Annotated in this window: 17 protein-coding genes; 8 read left to right on the top strand and 9 right to left on the bottom strand. The window is 69.9% G+C overall.

The window, feature by feature from the left end; translation table 11 throughout:
* The gene (locus tag ABTV91_RS06835) at nucleotides 1–1,023 is read right to left on the bottom strand and encodes a sulfate ABC transporter substrate-binding protein (protein WP_433853819.1); all 1,023 of its coding nucleotides are present in this window, start codon (nucleotides 1,021–1,023) and stop codon (nucleotides 1–3) included.
* A gap of 13 nt (nucleotides 1,024–1,036) precedes the next feature.
* Nucleotides 1,037–2,464: an OprO/OprP family phosphate-selective porin gene (locus ABTV91_RS06830; protein ID WP_433853818.1), complete on the bottom strand. Its 1,428-nt coding sequence runs from the start codon at nucleotides 2,462–2,464 to the stop codon at nucleotides 1,037–1,039.
* Nucleotides 2,465–2,626: 162 nt separating this feature from the next.
* Here ABTV91_RS06830 and kbl point away from each other — a divergent pair, with 162 nt between their 5' ends.
* A complete protein-coding gene (gene kbl, locus ABTV91_RS06825; RefSeq protein WP_433853817.1) occupies nucleotides 2,627–3,841 on the top strand; it encodes a glycine C-acetyltransferase in 1,215 nt (404 codons plus the stop codon).
* 118 nt (nucleotides 3,842–3,959) lie between these two features.
* On the opposite strand, the gene ABTV91_RS06820 is transcribed toward kbl, so the two are convergent.
* The 4 genes from ABTV91_RS06820 to ABTV91_RS06805 all read right to left on the bottom strand — a co-directional run bounded on the left by ABTV91_RS06820 (nucleotide 3,960) and on the right by ABTV91_RS06805 (nucleotide 7,116).
* Nucleotides 3,960–4,370 (bottom strand): hypothetical protein, encoded by a 411-nt coding sequence (locus ABTV91_RS06820; protein WP_433853816.1) that lies wholly within the window; start codon nucleotides 4,368–4,370, stop codon nucleotides 3,960–3,962.
* A gap of 88 nt (nucleotides 4,371–4,458) precedes the next feature.
* Nucleotides 4,459–5,289, bottom strand: coding sequence for a pseudouridine synthase (locus tag ABTV91_RS06815; RefSeq protein WP_433853815.1), 831 nt, complete (start codon nucleotides 5,287–5,289; stop codon nucleotides 4,459–4,461).
* A 14-nt stretch (nucleotides 5,290–5,303) separates the two neighbouring features.
* Complete coding sequence (locus ABTV91_RS06810; RefSeq protein WP_433853814.1) at nucleotides 5,304–5,792, bottom strand: hypothetical protein; 489 nt, start codon at nucleotides 5,790–5,792, stop codon at nucleotides 5,304–5,306.
* Between the two features lie 214 nt (nucleotides 5,793–6,006).
* The gene (locus tag ABTV91_RS06805) at nucleotides 6,007–7,116 is read right to left on the bottom strand and encodes an OmpA family protein (RefSeq protein ID WP_433853813.1); all 1,110 of its coding nucleotides are present in this window, start codon (nucleotides 7,114–7,116) and stop codon (nucleotides 6,007–6,009) included.
* 374 nt (nucleotides 7,117–7,490) lie between these two features.
* Here ABTV91_RS06805 and ABTV91_RS06800 point away from each other — a divergent pair, with 374 nt between their 5' ends.
* The 5 genes from ABTV91_RS06800 to ABTV91_RS06780 all read left to right on the top strand — a co-directional run bounded on the left by ABTV91_RS06800 (nucleotide 7,491) and on the right by ABTV91_RS06780 (nucleotide 13,051).
* Complete coding sequence (locus ABTV91_RS06800; RefSeq protein WP_433853812.1) at nucleotides 7,491–8,519, top strand: zinc-binding alcohol dehydrogenase family protein; 1,029 nt, start codon at nucleotides 7,491–7,493, stop codon at nucleotides 8,517–8,519.
* Nucleotides 8,520–8,701: 182 nt separating this feature from the next.
* Entirely contained in the window at nucleotides 8,702–9,319 is a 618-nt protein-coding gene (locus ABTV91_RS06795) for a YczE/YyaS/YitT family protein (RefSeq protein WP_433853811.1), read from the top strand.
* A 63-nt stretch (nucleotides 9,320–9,382) separates the two neighbouring features.
* Nucleotides 9,383–11,413 carry an FAD-dependent oxidoreductase gene (locus ABTV91_RS06790; RefSeq protein WP_433853810.1) on the top strand — a complete coding sequence of 677 codons (2,031 nt, stop codon included), beginning with the start codon at nucleotides 9,383–9,385 and terminating at the stop codon, nucleotides 11,411–11,413.
* 476 nt (nucleotides 11,414–11,889) lie between these two features.
* Entirely contained in the window at nucleotides 11,890–12,348 is a 459-nt protein-coding gene (locus tag ABTV91_RS06785) for a cell wall hydrolase (RefSeq protein ID WP_055767569.1), read from the top strand.
* A gap of 85 nt (nucleotides 12,349–12,433) precedes the next feature.
* Nucleotides 12,434–13,051 carry a glutathione S-transferase family protein gene (locus ABTV91_RS06780; RefSeq protein WP_433853809.1) on the top strand — a complete coding sequence of 206 codons (618 nt, stop codon included), beginning with the start codon at nucleotides 12,434–12,436 and terminating at the stop codon, nucleotides 13,049–13,051.
* A 72-nt stretch (nucleotides 13,052–13,123) separates the two neighbouring features.
* Here ABTV91_RS06780 and msrA read toward each other — a convergent pair whose 3' ends face one another.
* From msrA to msrB, 3 genes are read right to left on the bottom strand one after another with little or no spacing between them, the layout of a single operon-like run.
* Nucleotides 13,124–13,861, bottom strand: a complete 738-nt coding sequence (msrA, locus tag ABTV91_RS06775) for a peptide-methionine (S)-S-oxide reductase MsrA (protein WP_433853808.1) — start codon at nucleotides 13,859–13,861, stop codon at nucleotides 13,124–13,126.
* Between the two features lie 17 nt (nucleotides 13,862–13,878).
* Nucleotides 13,879–15,639 (bottom strand): cytochrome c biogenesis protein DipZ, encoded by a 1,761-nt coding sequence (locus ABTV91_RS06770; RefSeq protein WP_433853807.1) that lies wholly within the window; start codon nucleotides 15,637–15,639, stop codon nucleotides 13,879–13,881.
* Nucleotides 15,640–15,672: 33 nt separating this feature from the next.
* Entirely contained in the window at nucleotides 15,673–16,176 is a 504-nt protein-coding gene (gene msrB, locus ABTV91_RS06765; protein ID WP_433853806.1) for a peptide-methionine (R)-S-oxide reductase MsrB, read from the bottom strand.
* Nucleotides 16,177–16,320: 144 nt separating this feature from the next.
* Between msrB and ABTV91_RS06760 the strand changes: the two genes are divergently transcribed.
* Together ABTV91_RS06760 and ABTV91_RS06755 are read left to right on the top strand one after the other, a co-directional pair.
* Nucleotides 16,321–17,040 (top strand): response regulator transcription factor, encoded by a 720-nt coding sequence (locus ABTV91_RS06760; protein ID WP_433853805.1) that lies wholly within the window; start codon nucleotides 16,321–16,323, stop codon nucleotides 17,038–17,040.
* On the top strand, nucleotides 17,037–18,521 hold the full coding sequence (locus ABTV91_RS06755; RefSeq protein ID WP_433853804.1) for a sensor histidine kinase: 1,485 nt from the start codon (nucleotides 17,037–17,039) through the stop codon (nucleotides 18,519–18,521). The genes ABTV91_RS06760 and ABTV91_RS06755 overlap by 4 nt, the downstream gene beginning before the upstream one ends.
* Nucleotides 18,522–18,525 lie beyond the last annotated feature (4 nt).

The following is an 18,525-nucleotide window of genomic DNA, read 5'->3' as shown; positions in this document are numbered from 1 at the left end:
TTACCTGTCTGCCTGGATCTGGTCGAACACGCCGCCGTCGGCGAAGTGCTCGGCCTGCGCCTTTTCCCACGAGCCGAACGCCTCGCGGATGGTCACCAGCCGTACCTGCGGAAAACGCGCCACGTCGGCCGGCGCGGCCAGTTCGGGATGGCGCGGACGGTAGTAGTGGCGCGCGGCGATGCGCTGGCCCTCGGCCGAATACAGGTACTGCAGGTAGGCCTGCGCCACCTCGCGGGTGCCGTGGCGGTCGACGTTGCGGTCGACCAGCGCCACCGACGGCTCGGCCAGGATCGACAGCCGCGGCACCACGATCTCGAACTTGTCCGGGCCCAGCTCCTCCTGCGCCAGGAAGGCCTCGTTCTCCCAGGCCAGCAGCACGTCGCCGATGCCGCGCTGGACGAAGGTGGTGGTGGCGCCGCGCGCGCCGGTGTCCAGCACCGGCACGTTGCGGAACAGCGCGCGCATGTAGGTGAGGATGCGCGCGCGGTCGCCCTTGAAGATGTGCTCGGCATAGGCCCAGGCGGCGAGGTAGTTCCAGCGCGCGCCGCCGGAGGTCTTCGGGTTGGGCGTCACCACCGACACGCCGGCGCGCAGCAGGTCCGGCCAGTCGCGGATGCCCTTCGGGTTGCCCTTGCGCACCAGGAACACGATGGTCGAGGTATACGGTGCGCTGTTGTCGGGCAGGCGCGACTCCCAGTTGGCCGGCAGCAGCCGCGCCTTCTGCGCGATCGCATCCACGTCGTAGGCCAGCGCCAGCGTCACCACGTCGGCCTGGATGCCGTCGATCACCGCGCGCGCCTGCTTGCCGGAACCGCCGTGTGAGGTCTCGATGGTGACGGTGTCGCCGCGGGTTTCCTTCCAGTGGCGGGCGAAGGCGGCGTTGAAATCGCGGTACAGCTCGCGGGTGGGGTCGTAGGACACGTTGAGCAGCTGCACGTCGCGGGCGAAGGCGCCGCCGGCGACCAGGGTCAGCAGGAAGGCCAGCGAGGCGCGGCCGGCACGGGAACGGAAGGTCTGGGTCATGGGGAATGCTCCGTCAGAAGGAAACCTGCAGGCGCGAGAACACGGCCTTCTCGGCAGGCAGGGCGATGCCGCCGGGAGCGGCATCGAAGCGGCTGTGCAGGTAGTTGGTCGCCAGCCTGAGGTTGGCCGTCAGGTACCAGTTGGCGCCCAGCGTCCAGGCGCGCACGCGCGAGGCGGAGGCGGCCGGATCGGCGTAGAAGGGGAACGCGTCGTCGTCGATGTCCAGCACGCCGTAACGCGCGGTGAGTTCGAACGCGCCCAGGCCACCGTTGCTGCCGAACGGCCGGGCTGGGGTCACCCCGCGGTAGCCGGCATCCTCGCCGGTGAGCACGTAGCTGGCGGTGGCCTGCCAGGCGCGGTGGTCCAGCTCCGCACGCCGGCCGTCGCGTGCCACCTGCTGCTGCGAGACGATGTACTCGCCCTGCAGGCCGAAGCCGTTGCGGTAGAACCAGGCCTGCGGCGACCAGCGGCGGTGGCTGCCGTCGGCCAGCACCGTGCCGCGGTAGCTGAAGAAGGTGGCCTGCCCCGGCGTGCGATAGCGCGGCAGGAAACTGCTGCCGGCACCGTGCTTCTCGCCGGTGCTGGCGCCCAGGCCGAAGCCCAGGCCCGCCCAGGCGCTGTCCGTTCCCTTCAACGGTTCGAAGAACACGCGACCGGCGAACTCGACATCGTCGTCCGGATTGCTGGTCATCGCATCGCGGCCATCGACCGCGCCGTTGAACACGCCCAGCGCGTAGCTGAACCTGCCGTTGGCGACCTCGCCCTGCAACTGCACGCCGAGGTCGCGGTTGGGCGCCAGTTCGCTGGCCAGCGCGCGCTCGACATCGACCAGCGCGGCGGAAGACTGCAGGCGTTCCAGCCCGACCGGCGAGGTGAACTTGCCTACGCGCACCGTATAGGCCGGATCGAAGCGCAGGTCGGCATAGGCATCGACGATGCTGGCGCTGTCGCCGGCGAACTCCGGGGTGAAGCGGTAGGCCAGCAGCCTGCCCAGCGACCCTTCCAGCGTCGGCCGCGCGGTGCGCAGCAGGAAGGTGTCGTTCTGGCTGCTGTCGTCGAGGAACACCCGCGCATCGCCCTGCAGCAGGCCGCGCAGCTTCAGTTCGTAATTGCCGTCGCCGGACCTGAACGCGGCACCCTTCTGGTCGACCGTGAGCTTCGGCGCGGTCTTCGCCGCGGCCACGCGCTCTTCCTCCTGCAGCTCCAGGCGGCGCTCGAGGATGCGCAGGCGCTGGTCTAGGTCGGCCAGGCCGGCACCTTCGGCGGGTGCGCCGCCGGACACGCCGGCCAGGCGTTCCAGCCGCTCCAGGCGCTGCTGCAGCTGCTCCACGGTGGGCTGCTGCGCCTGCGCCGATGCCGCCGCCCCGCACAGCGCCACGGCCAGGCTGAGGGACAACAGCTTCCTGGTCGGCACGGTGGACGGGAGGAAGGGCGCGGTCATCGGTGGCTCCTGGAAGGCATGGGTGGGAGCGTCGATGCTGCGGGCGCATACCCGGACGGAGAAATGACTTCGGCCGTGGCGCTTATAGCCATTCCCCATGAAACCGGCGGCGGCGACGCCCGGCCGCTAGAATCGGCACTCCTTCCACCGCAAGACCCTGCCATGACCGCAACCGCGAACACTTCCCCGCTCACCCGGCACTACGCCGAGGAACTGGACGCCATCCGCGCGCAGGGGCTGTTCAAGTCCGAACGCATCATCACCAGCCCGCAGTCGGCCGAGATCACCCTGGACGACGGCCGCACCGTGCTGAACTTCTGCGCCAACAACTACCTGGGCCTGGCCGACCACCCCGACCTGATCCAGGCCGCGAAGGACGCGCTGGACAGCCACGGCTTCGGCATGGCCTCGGTGCGCTTCATCTGCGGCACCCAGGACCTGCACAAGCAGCTGGAGAAACAGATCGCCGACTTTTTCGGCAAGGACGACACCATCCTCTACGCCGCCTGCTTCGACGCCAACGGCGGCCTGTTCGAGCCGCTGCTCGGCGAGGACGACGCGATCATCTCCGACGCGCTCAACCACGCCTCGATCATCGACGGCGTGCGCCTGTGCAAGGCCAAACGCTTCCGTTATGCCAACTGCGACATGGCCGACCTGGAAGCGCAGCTGCAGGCCGCCGATGCCGCCGGTTGCCGGACCAAGCTGATCACCACCGACGGCGTGTTCTCGATGGACGGCTTCATCGCCCCGCTGGACGAGATCACCGCGCTGGCGAAGAAGTACAACGCGCTGGTGCACATCGACGAATGCCATGCCACCGGCTTCCTCGGCGCCACCGGCCGCGGCTCGGCCGAGGTGAAGGGCGTGCTCGACAGGATCGACATCATCACCGGCACCCTGGGCAAGGCCATGGGCGGCGCGCTGGGCGGCTTCACCTGCGCCAGCGCCGAGGTGATCGAGCTGCTGCGCCAGCGCTCGCGGCCCTACCTGTTCTCCAACTCGCTGCCGCCGCACGTGGTCGCCGCCGGCATCAAGGCCTTCGACATGCTCGACAAGGCCGGCGACCTGCGCGGCAAGCTGGCCGAGAACACCGCCTACTTCCGCCAGAAGATGACCGCCGCCGGCTTCGACGTGAAGCCGGGCGTGCATCCGATCAGCCCGGTGATGCTGTACGACGCGCCGCTGGCGCAGAAGTTCGCCCAGCGCCTGCTGGAAGAAGGCATCTATGCGATCGGCTTCTTCTTCCCGGTCGTGCCCAAGGGCCAGGCGCGCATCCGCACGCAGATGAGCGCCGCGCACAGCCGCGAACACCTGGACCGCGCCATCGACGCCTTCACCCGCATCGGCAGGGAACTGGGCGTCATCAAGGGCTGATCCGGCCCAAGCGCAGAACGGAACAGGCGCCCTCGGGGCGCCTGTTCCATTTCCGGCCGGACGTCGCATCCGACGGGCATTGCTTCTTCACGCAGGCGGCAAAGCCCCCCGATGGAAGCTAGTTCTTGGCGGCCGGTGCCGCCGCGGCGCCTTCGGGCGTATTGCCGCGCGCCACGCGGATGCCGTTGGCCTTCATCCACGCGTCGAACTGGTCGGCGCTCATGTTCTTCCCTTCCTGCTGCATCAGGAAGCGGTAGTTGCCCAGCGCATCCTTCTCCGCCATCGGCGCTTCCACCGTCACCGTGACCGGCTTGTCCTCGACGGCCGCGGCCACCGGCTTGCCGGACGACGCGCAACCGGCCAGAACCGCGGCAGCCGCCAACGCAAATGCAACGGGAATGCCGTTTTTCATCGCGGAGCCGTGCGTCATGAAAGAACGGCAGGAAAGCCGTTCTTCATGGCGAAGCCGCCCGAAAGGGTGACGCACAGGGACGTGCGTCATGAAAACACCGCGGATGAAAGCTGGCATGGCCGCACGACCTCGCTGGAAACAGGCCTACAGCCTAATCATGCACTTTAAGAAATCAAGCTATACACATGAATTAAATGAAGAATTTTCATGAATTGGCGTCTAGGCCCGCTGAATGCGCAGCGAGCGCCCCCAGTTCCTCCGCTTCCAGTTCCCGCCACTGCCCCTTGGCCAGCCCGCCCAGCGTGACCGGCCCGATCGCCACCCGCACCAGCCGCAGCACCTCGAAGCCCAGCACCTGCAGCAGGCGGCGGATGTGGCGGTTGCGGCCTTCGTCGAGCACGATCTCCAGCCACGCGGTGCGCTCGCTCGCGCGCAGGACGACAACCGAATGCGCGGCCAGATGCTCGCCGGCGTCCTCGATCCCCTCATGCATGCGCGCCAGCTGCGCCGCATCGGGCGCGCCGTCGATCTGCACGCGATAGGTCTTCAGCGGCCCGGTCGCGGGGTCGGTCAACCGCGCCGCCCATTCCGGATCGTTGCTGAAGAACAGCAGGCCTTCGCTGGCCTTGTCCAGGCGCCCCACCGGCGCCAGCCACGGCATGTCCGCGCCGTCGAAGCAGCGGTAGACGGTGTCCCTGCCTTGTTCGTCGCGCACGCTGGTGACCAGGCCACGCGGCTTGTTCAATGCCACGTAGAGGCGGCGCACCGCGGCGATGGGCTGGCCATCCAGGGTGATGCGCTGCCGGCCGGCCACGACGGGAAACTCGGGGTCCAGGACCACCCGCCCGTCCACGCCGACCCTGCCGGCCAGCACGCGGCGCGCGGCTTCGCTGCGCGAGCACACGCCCGCCTTGGACAGCACGCGCGCCAGGCCATGGCGCGGCGCGGCGGCCTTCTTCGCGCCGGTGGCGGGAGGCGAAACGAAATGCCCGCCCTGTCTGGCAGGGCGGGCATCGCGGGAAATCCTGCGCGGCATCCAGGCGGCTTGCGTTACTTGACCTCGGCCGCCGGCTTGGCTTCCGCCGCGCCTTCGGCGGCCGGCGCCGCCGCCTTGACCACGCGCACGCCGCGCGCCTTCATCCAGGCATCGAACTCGTCGGCGGTCATGCGCTTGCCGCCCTGGCTCATGTCGAAGCGCCACGGCGTGTTGTCATACTGCGTCTGCGGCTTGTAGGCCGCCGGATCGTTGGGGTTGATCGCCGGACGCGCCGGCATCGCGCTGGCGACGTTGTTGCAGCTTTCCACGCGCAGGCGCATCAGCACGCGGTCGAGCGACTGTTCGTCGCTGAAGTTGGAGGTCAGCACGCCCGACGGCATGCCCAGCCGCCCCTGGCGGGCATGCAGCTCTTCGGCGACCGGCTCGATCACCGTGGCCGGCAACGGCGGCGGCACGACGGTGCTGGCCGAGCAATCGACGGCTGCGTGGGCGGCGGGGACGAGAACCAGGGCCATGGCGCCGGCCAGTGCGATACGCAGCATCGTATTTCCATTCGTGCGGAGAACGCCGCGAGTGTAGGCATGCCCTACAGGGCTTTCAACCATCCGTTGCAGCCCGGCGCAGGTCAGGTACGCGCATCGCGCTGCACCCCGCGCAACGCGGACGGGCCGCGGCGCCGGCGCAATGCGCGGCAGCGGCGCAAAAAACAAGGCCCGGCGTCAGCCGGGCCTTGTCTGGATCAACCGATGCGTCCGATCAGTTCTGGACGTTCAGCTCGGTGCGACGGTTCTTGGCGCGACCTTCCGGATTGTCCGAACCATCCGGATTGGTGTTCGGGGCAATCGGGCGGCTCTCGCCGTAGCCGATCGGACCCTGCAGGCGCGACGCGGCGACACCGTTGGTGGTCAGGTAGTCGTACACGGCCTTGGCGCGACGCTCGGACAGCTTCTGGTTGTAGGCGTCGGTACCCTTCGAGTCGGTGTGACCGGCGACTTCAACGCGCAGTTCCGGGTAACGCTTCAGGATCTCGCTGGCCTCGCTCAGGATCGCGACGGCATCCGGACGCAGGGTCGACTTGTCGAAGTCGAAGTTCACGCCCTTCAGGTCGATCGACACCGGAACCGGGCAGCCGTCCGGACCAACGATCTGGCCAGCCTGCGAGTTCGGGCACTTGTCGTCGCAGTTGTTGACGCCGTCACCATCGTCGTCCAGGTCGGCGCAGCTCGGCGCGACCGGAGCCGGCGGCGGCGGGGCAACGGCGGCAACCGGGGCCGGGCCCAGCGGGATCACGACGCCGACCGAAGCCAGCACGTCGCCGAACCAGTCGTTGTCGTTGCCGGCCAGGCGCGGGTTCACGCTCTGGTCGTCGAAGTCGCCACGGTAGGCCAGCTCGGCGCGCACGGCGACGCGCTTGTCGAAGGTGGTCTGCAGACCGACGCCGACCTTGGCGGCCAGGTTGCCGTCCTTGCGCTCAGCCGGGGAGTTCGGCGAGCTGATGACGTACTCTTCCTCGGCCTTCTGGTAGCCCAGGCCGAACAGCAGGTACGGGTTCCAGCCACGGCCTTCCTGGATGAAGTGGCGACGCAGGTCCAGCGACACGCCGTACTGCGACCAGTTCAGATCCTGGTTCTTGTCGAAGTTCGGGTTCTGGTAGTTCAGCTCGCCGTCCAGCGACCAGTTCGGGCTGATGAACTTGCCCAGGCCCAGGGTGCCGAACGGAGCGTCGTTGGTGCCACGGTCGTTGTCCTGGAAGTTGAAGCCGGCCGAACCGGTCAGGTACCAGCGGTCGTCGAATTCCTGGGCCGACGCGGCCTGGGCAAACGCCAGACCACCCAGCAGCGCGGCGGTAAGGATCTTCTTGTTCATGAATACAACTCCTTGTTTCGGGGGTATGAAACCGGTAATGGCATGGTCCAGCACAGCGATTTCGTTCGTCGCGTCCGAAAGATGGCCGTTTCCGCACGCCAACGCGGTGCACATTATGCGCTGGGTCGTGAAGACGACGTTAACAGCTATATAACAAATGACGCAGCCCCGGACCTTGGGTGGCCGGTGAAGCGCCACCCTATACAGCTTGCCAAAAACACGCAAGAGCCAGGCGGGGCGGGCGTTTCGGGCTCTTACGGCACAGGCGGACTCCTGGTCGCGTGAAGACCCACGGCGGCCCCCGGCCTGTCATCTTCGCCTGAACGGCGCCTGCGTATCATGGCGTTGCTCCCTCACCGAACGGAACTTTTCCCATGAAAGCTGTCGGCCTGGGCCGCTACCTGCCCATCGAAGACCCCCGCGCCCTGGAAGACGTCGCGCTTCCGCCGCCCGCCGCGCCGCAGGGACAGGACCTGCTGGTGGGCGTGCAGGCCGTCTCGGTCAACCCGGTGGATACCAAACTGCGACGCTCGGGCACGGGTGAGGAAATCCCGCACCGCGTGCTGGGGTTCGACGCGGCCGGCGTCGTGCTGGCGACCGGGCCGGAGGTGACCGCCTTCGAGGTCGGCGACGAGGTGTACTACGCCGGCAACGTCACCCGCCCCGGCTGCAATGCGCAGCTGCAGCTGGTGGACGAGCGGCTGGTCGGCCGCAAGCCGGCGACGCTGGATTTCGCCGAGGCCGCGGCGCTGCCGCTGACCACGCTCACCGCGTGGGAGCTGCTGTTCCAGCGCATGCCCTACCAGCTGGACGGACGTCGCAATGCCGGCCGGGTCCTGCTGGTCATCGGCGGCGCGGGCGGCGTGGGTTCGATGGCGATCCAGCTGGGCCGCCATGCGGGATTCACCGTGGTGGCGACCGCCTCGCGCGAGGAAACCCAGGCCTGGTGCCGGCAACTGGGCGCCGAGCAGGTGATCGATCACCGCCAGCCGCTGGCGCCGCAACTGCACGCGCTCGGCATCACGCAGGTGGACGCGGCGCTCAACCTGGCCGACACCGACCGCTACTGGCAGGCGCTGGGCGAACTGCTGGCGCCGCAGGGGCATGTCGGCCTGATCGTGGAACCGGCCGGCGACCTGCGCATCGGCGATCCGTACAAGGCCAAGTGCATCGGCATCCACTGGGAATTCATGTTCGCGCGGGCGCGTTTTCGCACCGCCGACATGATCGAGCAGCACCGCATCCTCACCCGCGCCGCCAGCCTGATCGACGCGGGGGAACTGCGTTCCACGCTGACCCGGCGCATGGGCGCGATCAACGCCACCAACCTCCGCGAGGCGCACCGGCTGCTGGAATCGGGCAGCACCGTCGGCAAACTGGTGCTTGAAGGTTGGGAGGAGTGAAGAAGCAGGAACGAGTGGAAAGAAACGAGGAACAAGAGAAGGCAAAGGCCCTGCTCATCCTCACGTAATCCGGTCGTCGTGCAACTGTTTGCCCCTCCGCAATAGATCAAGGGCCGCAGCGGAACACCGCCGTTGCCGTTGCTCCCTCTCGTTCCTCGTTTCTCTCCACTCGTTCCTGCCCCATGTCCCTCGCCTCCCGCCTGCTGCAACTACTGCTCGGCCTGTTCCTGTTCGGCATCGCCTCGGCACTGATGATCCGCGCCGGCATCGGCATCGCACCCTGGGACGTGCTGGCGCAGGGCATCTCGCTCCGCAGCGGGCTGGCCTTCGGCCTGGTCACCAACCTGGTGGGGATCGCCGTGCTGCTGATGTGGTGGCCGCTGCGGCAGCGGCCGGGCGTGGGCACGGTGCTGAACGTCCTGCTGATAGGTCCCAGCGCCCAGCTCGGGCTGCATGTCGTGCCCGTCGCGCAGGGACTGCCGTGGCAGGTGCTGCTGTTCCTCGCGGGGCTGGTGCTGCTGGCCATCGCCACGGGCCTCTATATAGGCGCGCGCCTGGGCCCGGGACCGCGCGACGGCCTGATGACCGGCCTGCATGCGCGCAGCGGCTGGGCCATCTGGAAGGTACGCACGTTGATCGAAGCGGCCGCGCTGGCGGTGGGCTGGTCGCTGGGCGGCAACGTCGGGCTGGGTACCCTGGCCTTCGCGCTGCTGATCGGACCGCTGTGCGGCATCACGCTGCCCCTGTTCGACCGTCGCGGCCCGGCGACACCGCCGGCCGCGGCACCGTCGGCGGACTGAGCCACTTGCCGCAGGCGGGGTTTCGCGGCACGCTGGCCTGATCCGTACGCAAGCGTATCCATCATGACGCCAGCCACCGACACCGCCTATCCCCATCTGTTCGCGCCGCTGGACCTGGGCTTCACCCGGCTCCGCAACCGCATCCTGATGGGCTCGATGCACACCGGGCTCGAGGACCACGTCCGCGACTTTCCCAAGCTGGCCGCCTACTTCGGCGAACGCGCCGCCGGCGGCGCCGCGCTGCTGGTCACCGGCGGCTTCTCGCCGAACATCGCCGGCTGGCTGGCGCCGTTCGGCAGCAAGTTGTCGTGGCCGTGGGAAGTGGGCCGGCACCGGCAGGTCACCGCCGCCGTGCACGGCCATGGCGCCCACATCTGCCTGCAGCTGCTGCACGCCGGCCGCTACGCCTACCACCCGCTGCAGGTGGCGCCGTCGAAACTGAAGGCGCCGATCAATCCGTTCACCCCGCGCGCGCTGTCGGCGCGGGGCGTGGAGCGCCAGATCGCCAGCTACGCCCGCGCCGCCCGGCTGGCGCGCGAGGCCGGTTACGACGGCGTCGAGGTGATGGGTTCGGAAGGCTATCTGATCAACGAGTTCATCGCCCCGCGCACCAACAAGCGCAGCGATGCGTGGGGCGGCGACGCCGACAGGCGCATGCGCTTCGCCGTGGAGATCGTACGCCGCATCCGCGAGGCCTGCGGCCGGGACTTCATCATCATCTACCGGCTGTCGCTGCTGGACCTGGTGGAGGACGGCAGCAACTGGGAGGAAATCCTGCGGCAGGCCCGCGCCATCGAAGCCGCCGGCGCGACCCTCATCAACTCCGGCATCGGCTGGCACGAAGCGCGTGTGCCCACCATCGCCACCTCGGTGCCGCGCGCGGCCTTCACCGGCGTCACCGCCAAGCTGCGCCCGCACGTGAACGTTCCGGTGATCGCGGTCAACCGCATCAACATGCCCGACGTGGCCGAACGGGTGCTGGCCGACGGCCAGGCCGACATGGTCTCGCTGGCGCGGCCGCTGCTGGCCGACCCGCAGTGGCCGGCCAAGGCCCGCGCCGGCAGGCCCGAAACCATCAACACCTGCATCGCCTGCAACCAGGCCTGCCTGGACCACATCTTCGTCAACAAGCGCGCCACCTGCCTGGTCAACCCGCGCGCCGCGCACGAAACCGAACTGGTCTACCGCCCCACCACCGCGGCCAAGCGCGTGGCGGTGGTCGGCGCGGGCCCGGCCGGCCTGGCCTGCGCCACCGTCGCCGCCGAGCGCGGCCACACCGTCACCCTGTTCGATGCGGCCGACGAGATCGGCGGCCAGTTCAACGTGGCCAAGCGCATCCCCGGCAAGGAGGAGTTCCACGAGACCCTGCGCTATTTCCGCCACCGCCTGGCCGATACCGGCGTGGACCTGCGCCTGGGCACGCGTGTGGACGTGCCGATGCTGGCCGGCTTCGACGAGGTGGTGGTGGCCACCGGCATCTCGCCGCGCAGGGTGGACTTCCCCGGCGCCGACCACCCGATGGTGGTCAGCTACCTGGACGTGCTGCAGGGCCGTGTCCAGGCCGCGGACAAGGTGGCCATCATCGGCGCCGGTGGCATCGGCTTCGACGTGGGCGAATTCCTGGTGCAGGAAGGCCCCTCGCCGTCGCTGGACCCGGCGCGCTGGATGGCCGAATGGGGCGTGGACGCCAGCTTCGAGAGCCGCGGCGCGCTGGCGCGGCCACGGCCGGAAGCGCCGGCACGCAAGGTATGGCTGCTGCAGCGCAGCCCCGGCAAGCCCGGTGCCCGCCTCGGCAAGACCACCGGCTGGATCCACCGCGCCACGCTCAAGGCCAAGGGCGTGCAGATGCTGGGCGGGGTGGAATACCTGGGCGTGGACGACCAGGGCCTGCGCATCCGCGTCGACGGCGCCGAGCAGCTGCTGGACGTCGGCACCGTGGTGGTCTGCGCCGGGCAGGAGCCGATGCGCACCCTGGCCGATGCACTGGCGGCGGCCGGCGTCAGCGCCCATGTCATCGGCGGCGCCGACGTGGCCGCCGAGCTGGACGCCAAGCGCGCGATCGACCAGGGCAGCCGCCTGGCTGCCGCGCTTTAGGAACGCCCGCTTCGGACCCGGCCGGTCCCTGCCGGCCCAGTCGCCACCTGCCAGTGATCGAGCGGGAAAACACCAAGGGCCGGCGGCGCTCATCCCGCCGCCGGCTTCTTCCGACGGCGAAGCGCCGCCAAAGCGGCCGGCAAAGCCTGTTTTTCGTGATGGAAAACACATCCCGGGCCAAGCCGAGGCGAATGCGCGGGCTCTCCGGAGGCGATTCCGGCCCCTGCAACGAAGCTGAATGTCAAGAATGCGCATTCAGGATGAGTTTGGGATTGCCCCCCTACCTTGCGCCCACTTTCCGCTCACCCCCCAGTTCTGGTGAGCACGGCGCAGCCCCCACGATCCGTTGATCGGGGACTGCCCACGGGGCGGCCCCGATGCCACGGCCGCCTCCCCATGACGCCAAGCCCAGTCGTCCGGTTCCGCTTCCAAGCGAGGAACAGGCAGGTTGCGGCCCATACGGAGCAAGGAGACCTATGAAACTGGCCTGGATTCTCTGGCTGTCGCAGTTGTTGCCGCAGCCGGCCGCCGATTCGCTGTGCCTGAGCACCACCGTCTATCTGGAAGCCCGCGACCAGACCCTCCGCGGCCAGCAGGCCGTGGCCGAAGTCGCACTGCGCCGCCTCGACAGCGGGCTGTGGGGCGACTCGATGTGCCAGGTGGTGACCGCACGCAAGCAGTTCGCCCCCACCCTGGTGGCGCCGGACACCCAGCTGCGCAACAACGACGCCTGGGCCGAAGCCGTGGACGTGGCCTTCGCCGCCGAGCGCAACTGGGCCCTGCCGGCCGGCCAGCGCAAGGAGATCGTGCCGGGCGCCAGCCACTTCGCCGCGCACGCCATCGCCAGCCCGAGCTGGCGCAATGCCTACCAGGTGGCGACCATCGGCGGGCATACCTTCTACAAGGTGCAGTCGCTCAAGCCGCGCGCCTCCTGACTTTGCGGCGCCCTCGCCTGCCGGTCACACCGGCCGGCGCGCCCGGGACGATAATGCGGGGGTCATTCCACCCCCGAGGTACCCGATGAAGCTCTACACCAAGCCCGGCGCCTGCTCCCTGGCCGACCACATCGCGCTGATCTGGTCCGGCCTGCCCTTCGACGTGCAGATCGTGGACTACGCGACCATGAAGTCGCCGCAGTACCTGGCCATGAACCCGGCCGGCGCGGTGCCGGTGCTGGAGGACGGCGGCTGGGTGCTGACCCAGAACGCGGCCATCCTGCACTACATCTGCGACAAGGCGCCGGCCGCCGGCCTGGACGGCGGCAGCGACCCGCGCACCCGCGCCGAGGTCAACCGCTGGCTGTCCTTCGTCAACGCCGACCTGCACCCGGTGTACTACCCGATCTTCGGCTCCACCAAATACCTGGAAGACGAAGCGGTCATCGCCCGCACCCAGCAGAATTCGCGCGACAAGCTCAAGGGCCTGTACCAGCGCCTCAACGACCGCCTCGCGCAGGTCGACTGGCTGGGCGGCACGCCGCGGCCCTCCATCGCCGATGCCTACACCTATGTGACCCTGCGCTGGGCGCGCGGCCTGAAGATCGACCTGGCCGGCATGGACGCGCTGGACCGCTTCGAACAGCGCATGCAGGCCGATCCGGCCGTGCAGGCCGCGCTCAAGGCCGAAGGCCTGGAATAAGCGGACGCATCCGCATGAACGACGGGCCGCCGGTTGCACGACCGGCGGCCCGTCGCGTTTCAGGGCCGGGCTTCAGCGCACCGACAGCGTCGCGATCAGGCGCGGCTTGTCGCGATACAGGGCAGGATACTGCCGCTTCAGCGCCTCGACCTTGGGCAGGTCGTTGATGCGGATGTAGGGCGCGTCCGGGTGCAGGGCCAGATAGTTCTGGTGGTAATCCTCGGCCGGATAGAAGCGCCTGCCGCCCTCCACCCGCGTCACCACCGGCGCGGCGAACACGCCGCTGCGCTGCAGCTGGTCGATGTAGGCCAGCGTCGCCGCGCGCTGCGGCGCGTCGTCGGCATAGACCACCGAACGGTACTGGCTGCCGCGGTCCGGCCCCTGCCGGTCCAGCTGCGTGGGGTCGTGCACCACCGAGAAGAACACCTGCATCAGCTGCGCGTAGCCGACCTGCGCCGGGTCGTAGGTCACCTGCACCGCTTCGGCGTGGCCGGTGCGGCCCGTGCCCACCCGCACATAGCGGGCGTCGGCCGCGCTGCCCCCGATGTAACCGGCCACCGCGCTCTCCACGCCCTTCACATGCTGGAACACGCCCTGCACGCCCCAGAAGCAACCGCCGGCGAACACCACGCGCGCGTGGCGCACGCCCGGCTGGCGCAGATCGGCCATGCCGCCGGGCGCGGGAACATCCACCATCGCCGCAGCCGCCGCATGCACGGGGCGATCGAGGCCGAGCACGCCCAGCACCAGCAGGCCGGCAACCAGGACGGCAACGCCGCCGGCAACCAGTTTGTCCATCGCGGGTTTCATCGTCTGGCCTCCGTGGTTCATCCGAAGGTAAAGGCGTAGGCGCGCACGCCCGGGACGAGGAACTCAATCTCGAATAGGCGTTCCTTCACCTCGCCGTTCTGGCGGATCAGCTGGTACAGGCGGTTGCCGTCCACCTGCCCGTCGCCATCGGCGCTCACGTCGCCACCAGCCATGGCGCCTGGCGCATGGCCGTCGATGCGCACCTTGAAACGTACCGGTTTGCCAGCCGCTTCCGGCGCCAGAACCAGGTGCAGGTCGCGCGCATGGAAGCGGAACGCGATGCGGCCGCCGGCCTGCTGCAGCCGCGCGTCCTCGTCGCCCACGATCCAGCGCCCGCCCAGCGCCCACTGGTTGAGCCGCAGTGCGGCCGGCACGGTGTAATCGAACGCGCGATCCGCACGCAGCCCGCCCGGTGACGCGACGTTCTCCGCGCGCGCATGGCCGATGTAGGTTTCCGGCGAGCGCAGGTTGCCCATGTCCGCGGCGCGCTCGACGCCGCCGCGCGCCGCGGACATCGTCGCCGCCGGGGCCGCATCGCCGGGCAAGGTATTGCCCGCCTCGCGCAGCAGCTGGCGGATGATGCGTTCGGAGCCCTCGTAATCGCCCTCGCCGAAGTGATGGGCGCGGATGCGCCCCCGCGCGTCGATGAAATAGTGCGCGGGCCAGTAGCGGTTGTCGAAGCGCCGCCAGATCGCAAAATCGTTGTCGAGCGCGACCGGCCAGGTGACGCCCAGGTCCTCCACCGCGCGCTGCACGTTGCGCACGTCGCGCTCGAACGCGAACTCCGGCGCATGCACGCCGATCACCACCAGCCCATGATCGCGGTAGCGTTCGTACCACTGGCGCACATGCGGCAGCGCGCGCAGGCAGTTGATGCAGGAGTAGGTCCAGAAATCGACCAGCACCACCTTGCCGCGCAGCGCCTGCGCATCCAGCGGCGGGCTGTTGAGCCAGCCGCTGGCGCCGGCCAGCGACGGCAGCGTGCCTTCGACCGGCAACGCCGGCCGCGCGGCATCGCCCGCCATCATCATCATCATCATCGAACCGCCCGCCGCCGGCTGTCGCGCGGGCAGTGTGTCGAGCAGCCCCTGCTCCAGGCGCGCGGTGCTCACCGTCGACAGCCGGGTCAGCACGCCGGTATCCCAGCCCATCGCGATCGCGACCACTGCCAGCAGCGCGGCCACGCCCAGCGCGCGCCGGATCCACTCGCCCGCGCCCAGATGCCGCTTCAGCGTGGCGAACACGCGGCCGCCGATCCACACCGCCAGCGCCAGCGACGTCGCCGCCCCCAGCGCATAGGCCAGCAGCAGGCCGCTGGTGCCGACGCTCGCGCCTTGCAGCGCCGCGCCGGTGAGGATCAGGCCCAGGATCGGCCCGGCGCAGGGCGCCCACAGCAATCCCGTGGCGACACCGATCAGCAGCGCGCTGCCAACGCCGCCGCCTTCGCCGGCCGACGCGTCCAGCCGCCCGCCCAACCGCTGCAGCGGCGACAGCAGCCGGTTGGCCAGCGCGGGCCACAACAGGGCCAGCGCGAAAATGGCCATCACCGCCAGCGCGATCCAGCGCCCGGCCTGGTTGGCCTGCGCCACCCAGCGGCTGCCCACCGCCGCCAGGCTGGCGACGGCGGCGAACATCAGCGCCATGCCGGCCAGCAGCGGCAGGGTGCTGCGCAGGAACGGCCGGTCCGCGCGCGCGAATACGAATGGCAGCACCGGCAGGATGCAGGGGCTGAGGATCGTGAGCACACCACCGAGATAGGCCAGCAGGAGCAGGAACATGGAGCGTCCTTTGTGGAATCGGGGATGCGGCGCTCAGGCCGCGACGAAGGTCATGGCCACGCCGTTCATGCAGTAGCGCAGCCCGGTGGGGCGCGGCCCGTCGTCGAACACGTGGCCGAGGTGACCGCCGCAGCGCCGGCAGTGCACCTCCACCCGCAGCATGCCGAAGGTGGTGTCGCGGTCCTCGCCGACCGCACCGTGCAGCGGCGCCCAGAAGCTCGGCCAGCCGGTGCCGCTGTCGAACTTGGTGGCCGAGGAGAACAGCGCCAGCGCGCAGCCGGCGCAATGGAAGGTACCGCGCCGGTGCTCGGCGTCGAGCGGGCTGCTGAAGGCGCGCTCGGTGCCTTGCCCGCGCAGCACCGCGTATTGCGCCGGGGTCAGCTGCCGGCGCCACTGGGCGTCGCTGCGCATGATCTCGAAACTGCCCCGGCTGGCCGGCGGCACCGGGGCAGCCCGGCTGCAGGCGCCTGCGCCGAACAGGCCGGCCGCGGCCAGCGTGCCGCCGATGCCCAGCAGCTTGCGTCGGGTGAGGGACATTGGGCGGTCTCCAGGCAGGAACGACAGGGCCATGCTGCGCCCGGGGCGATCAACGAATCCTCACGCGGAGTTAAATTTTCCGTGACACATCGGCGCCGGCTTGCGCCGACAATGGAGGCCACTCCCCGCCGGCCGGACGTGCCGATGAACCACGCCAGACGTGTGCTGATCGTCGAGGACGATGCGCACATCGCCCACCTGCTGCGCATGCACCTGCGCGACGAAGGCTACGAGGTGACCCACGCGGCCACCGGCGACGAGGGCCTGCGCCTGCTCGAGAACGACACCTGGAGCGCGCTGGTGCTGGACCTGGTGCTGCCCGGCGTGGACGGCCTGGAGATCTGCCGGCGCGCGCGGGCGATGACGCGCTACACGCCCATCATCATCACCAGCGCGCGCGCCAGCGAGGTGCACCGCATCCTCGGCCTGGAGCTGGGCGCGGACGACTACCTGGCCAAGCCGTTCTCGATGCTGGAACTGGTCGCGCGGGTCAAGGCGCTGCTGCGCCGGGCCGAAGCGATGGCGCAGAACGCGCGCATCGAGGCCGGTGCGGTCGAGGTGGCCGGCCTCCGCATCGACCCGGTCGCGCGCACCGCGCAGGTCGACGGCGCCGCGCTGGAACTGACGCCGCGCGAATTCGACCTGCTGCATTTCTTCGCCCGCCACCCGGACCAGGTGTATTCGCGCATGGACCTGCTCAACCAGGTCTGGGGCCATCGCCACGACGGCTACGAACACACCGTCAACACCCACATCAACCGCCTGCGCAACAAGATCGAACGCGACCCGGCGGCGCCGCGCCGCATCCTCACCGTGTGGGGACGCGGCTACAAGCTGGCCGGCGGCGACGGGAGCGGGGCATGAACCGGCTGACGCTCTCCCAGCGCCTGTCGCTGGTGTTCTGCGCGCTGCTGCTGGTGTGCTGCGGCGCGCTGGCGTGGATGCAGATGCGCAGCACGCGCATGCACGAACAGGAAACCGTGCAGCGCCTCTCGCGCGGGCTGGCCGAGCACATCGCGCGCAGCGGCGAGCTGATGGATGCGCGCGGCCTGCGCGACGGCGAGGTGCGCGCGTTGTTCGGCAAGCTGATGGCGGTCAACCCCAGCGTCGAGGTCTACCTGCTCGACGACCAGGGCCGCATCCTCGGCCACGACGCGCCGGACGGGCACCTCCGGCGCGACCGCGTCGACCTGGCGCCGGTGCGGGCGCTGCTGGCCGGCGCGCCCTTGCCCATCCTCGGCGACGACCCGCGCAGCGACAGGGGACGCAAGATCTTCAACGCCGCGCCGCTGCGCGTGCAGGGCCGCCAGGCCGGTTACATCTACGTGGTGCTGGCCGGCGAACAGCGCGACGCGCTGGCGGCGGACATCGCGGCCAGCGCCAGCCTGCGCACCGCGCTGTGGTCGCTGGCGATCGTGGCGCTCGTCGGCCTGCTCGCCGGCATCGTCGCCTTCCGCTGGGTCACCCGCCCGCTGCGCCGGCTGACCCGCGACATCCAGGCCTTCGACGTCGACGGCGGCGTGCCCGCGCTGCCGGCGCCGCCCGCGCCGCTGCGGCCGGGCGAACGCGACGAGCTGGCGATCCTGCAGCACAGCTTCGCCCACATGGCCCAGCGCATCGGCGAACAATGGCGGCAGCTGCGCCAGCAGGACCAGCAGCGCCGCGAACTGGTCGCCAACATTTCCCACGACCTGCGCACGCCGCTGTCGTCGCTGCACGGCTACCTGGAAATCCTGGCGCTGAAGGACGCCACGCTCGGCGCCGACGAACGCCAGCGCTACCTGTCCATCGCGCTGGCGCAGAGCAGCAAGGTCGGTGGCCTGGCGCAGGCGCTGTTCGAACTGGCGCGGCTGGAACACGGCGGCGTGGTGCTGGAACCGCAGGCGTTCTCGTTGCCGGACCTGGTGCAGGACGTATTCCAGAAGTTCGAGCTGGCGGCGCAGGCGCGGCGGCAGTCGCTGGCCGCGGACATCCCGCCGGGCCTGCCCGCCGTGCAGGCCGACCTGGGACTGGTCGAACGCGTGCTGACCAACCTGCTCGACAACGCCATCCGCCATACGCCCGAAGGCGGCCGCATCTCGGTGACGCTGCGCGCCATCGGCGGCGACGTCGAGGTCCGCATCGCCGATACCGGCCCGGGCATCGCCCCGGAACGGCGCGCGCAGCTGTTCAGCGCGCCGTCCGCGCTCGACAGCCGGCGCCCGGACAGCGGCGGCCTCGGCCTGTTGATCGTGCACCGCATCCTGCAGCTGCACCAGCGCAGGATCGAACTGGCCGCGGGCGATGCCGGCGCGGTGTTCGTCTTCTCGCTGCCGGCGGCGGAGCGCAGGCCCACCGCCGGATGACGAC

Origin of the sequence: Stenotrophomonas nitritireducens (assembly GCF_050984405.1) — a bacterium.
GTDB classification, from domain to species: domain Bacteria; phylum Pseudomonadota; class Gammaproteobacteria; order Xanthomonadales; family Xanthomonadaceae; genus Stenotrophomonas; species Stenotrophomonas nitritireducens_B.
This window is presented reverse-complemented; position numbering and strand designations above follow the sequence as displayed.

Coding starts and splice junctions, on each gene's coding strand:
- ABTV91_RS06835 (WP_433853819.1), bottom strand. CDS start 1,023: ATGACCCAGACCTTCCGTTCCCGTGCCGGCCGCGCCTCGCTGGCCTTC.
- ABTV91_RS06830 (WP_433853818.1), bottom strand. CDS start 2,464: ATGACCGCGCCCTTCCTCCCGTCCACCGTGCCGACCAGGAAGCTGTTG.
- kbl (WP_433853817.1), top strand. CDS start 2,627: ATGACCGCAACCGCGAACACTTCCCCGCTCACCCGGCACTACGCCGAG.
- ABTV91_RS06820 (WP_433853816.1), bottom strand. CDS start 4,370: ATGCCAGCTTTCATCCGCGGTGTTTTCATGACGCACGTCCCTGTGCGT.
- ABTV91_RS06815 (WP_433853815.1), bottom strand. CDS start 5,289: ATGCCGCGCAGGATTTCCCGCGATGCCCGCCCTGCCAGACAGGGCGGG.
- ABTV91_RS06810 (WP_433853814.1), bottom strand. CDS start 5,792: ATGCTGCGTATCGCACTGGCCGGCGCCATGGCCCTGGTTCTCGTCCCC.
- ABTV91_RS06805 (WP_433853813.1), bottom strand. CDS start 7,116: ATGAACAAGAAGATCCTTACCGCCGCGCTGCTGGGTGGTCTGGCGTTT.
- ABTV91_RS06800 (WP_433853812.1), top strand. CDS start 7,491: ATGAAAGCTGTCGGCCTGGGCCGCTACCTGCCCATCGAAGACCCCCGC.
- ABTV91_RS06795 (WP_433853811.1), top strand. CDS start 8,702: ATGTCCCTCGCCTCCCGCCTGCTGCAACTACTGCTCGGCCTGTTCCTG.
- ABTV91_RS06790 (WP_433853810.1), top strand. CDS start 9,383: ATGACGCCAGCCACCGACACCGCCTATCCCCATCTGTTCGCGCCGCTG.
- ABTV91_RS06785 (WP_055767569.1), top strand. CDS start 11,890: ATGAAACTGGCCTGGATTCTCTGGCTGTCGCAGTTGTTGCCGCAGCCG.
- ABTV91_RS06780 (WP_433853809.1), top strand. CDS start 12,434: ATGAAGCTCTACACCAAGCCCGGCGCCTGCTCCCTGGCCGACCACATC.
- msrA (WP_433853808.1), bottom strand. CDS start 13,861: ATGAAACCCGCGATGGACAAACTGGTTGCCGGCGGCGTTGCCGTCCTG.
- ABTV91_RS06770 (WP_433853807.1), bottom strand. CDS start 15,639: ATGTTCCTGCTCCTGCTGGCCTATCTCGGTGGTGTGCTCACGATCCTC.
- msrB (WP_433853806.1), bottom strand. CDS start 16,176: ATGTCCCTCACCCGACGCAAGCTGCTGGGCATCGGCGGCACGCTGGCC.
- ABTV91_RS06760 (WP_433853805.1), top strand. CDS start 16,321: ATGAACCACGCCAGACGTGTGCTGATCGTCGAGGACGATGCGCACATC.
- ABTV91_RS06755 (WP_433853804.1), top strand. CDS start 17,037: ATGAACCGGCTGACGCTCTCCCAGCGCCTGTCGCTGGTGTTCTGCGCG.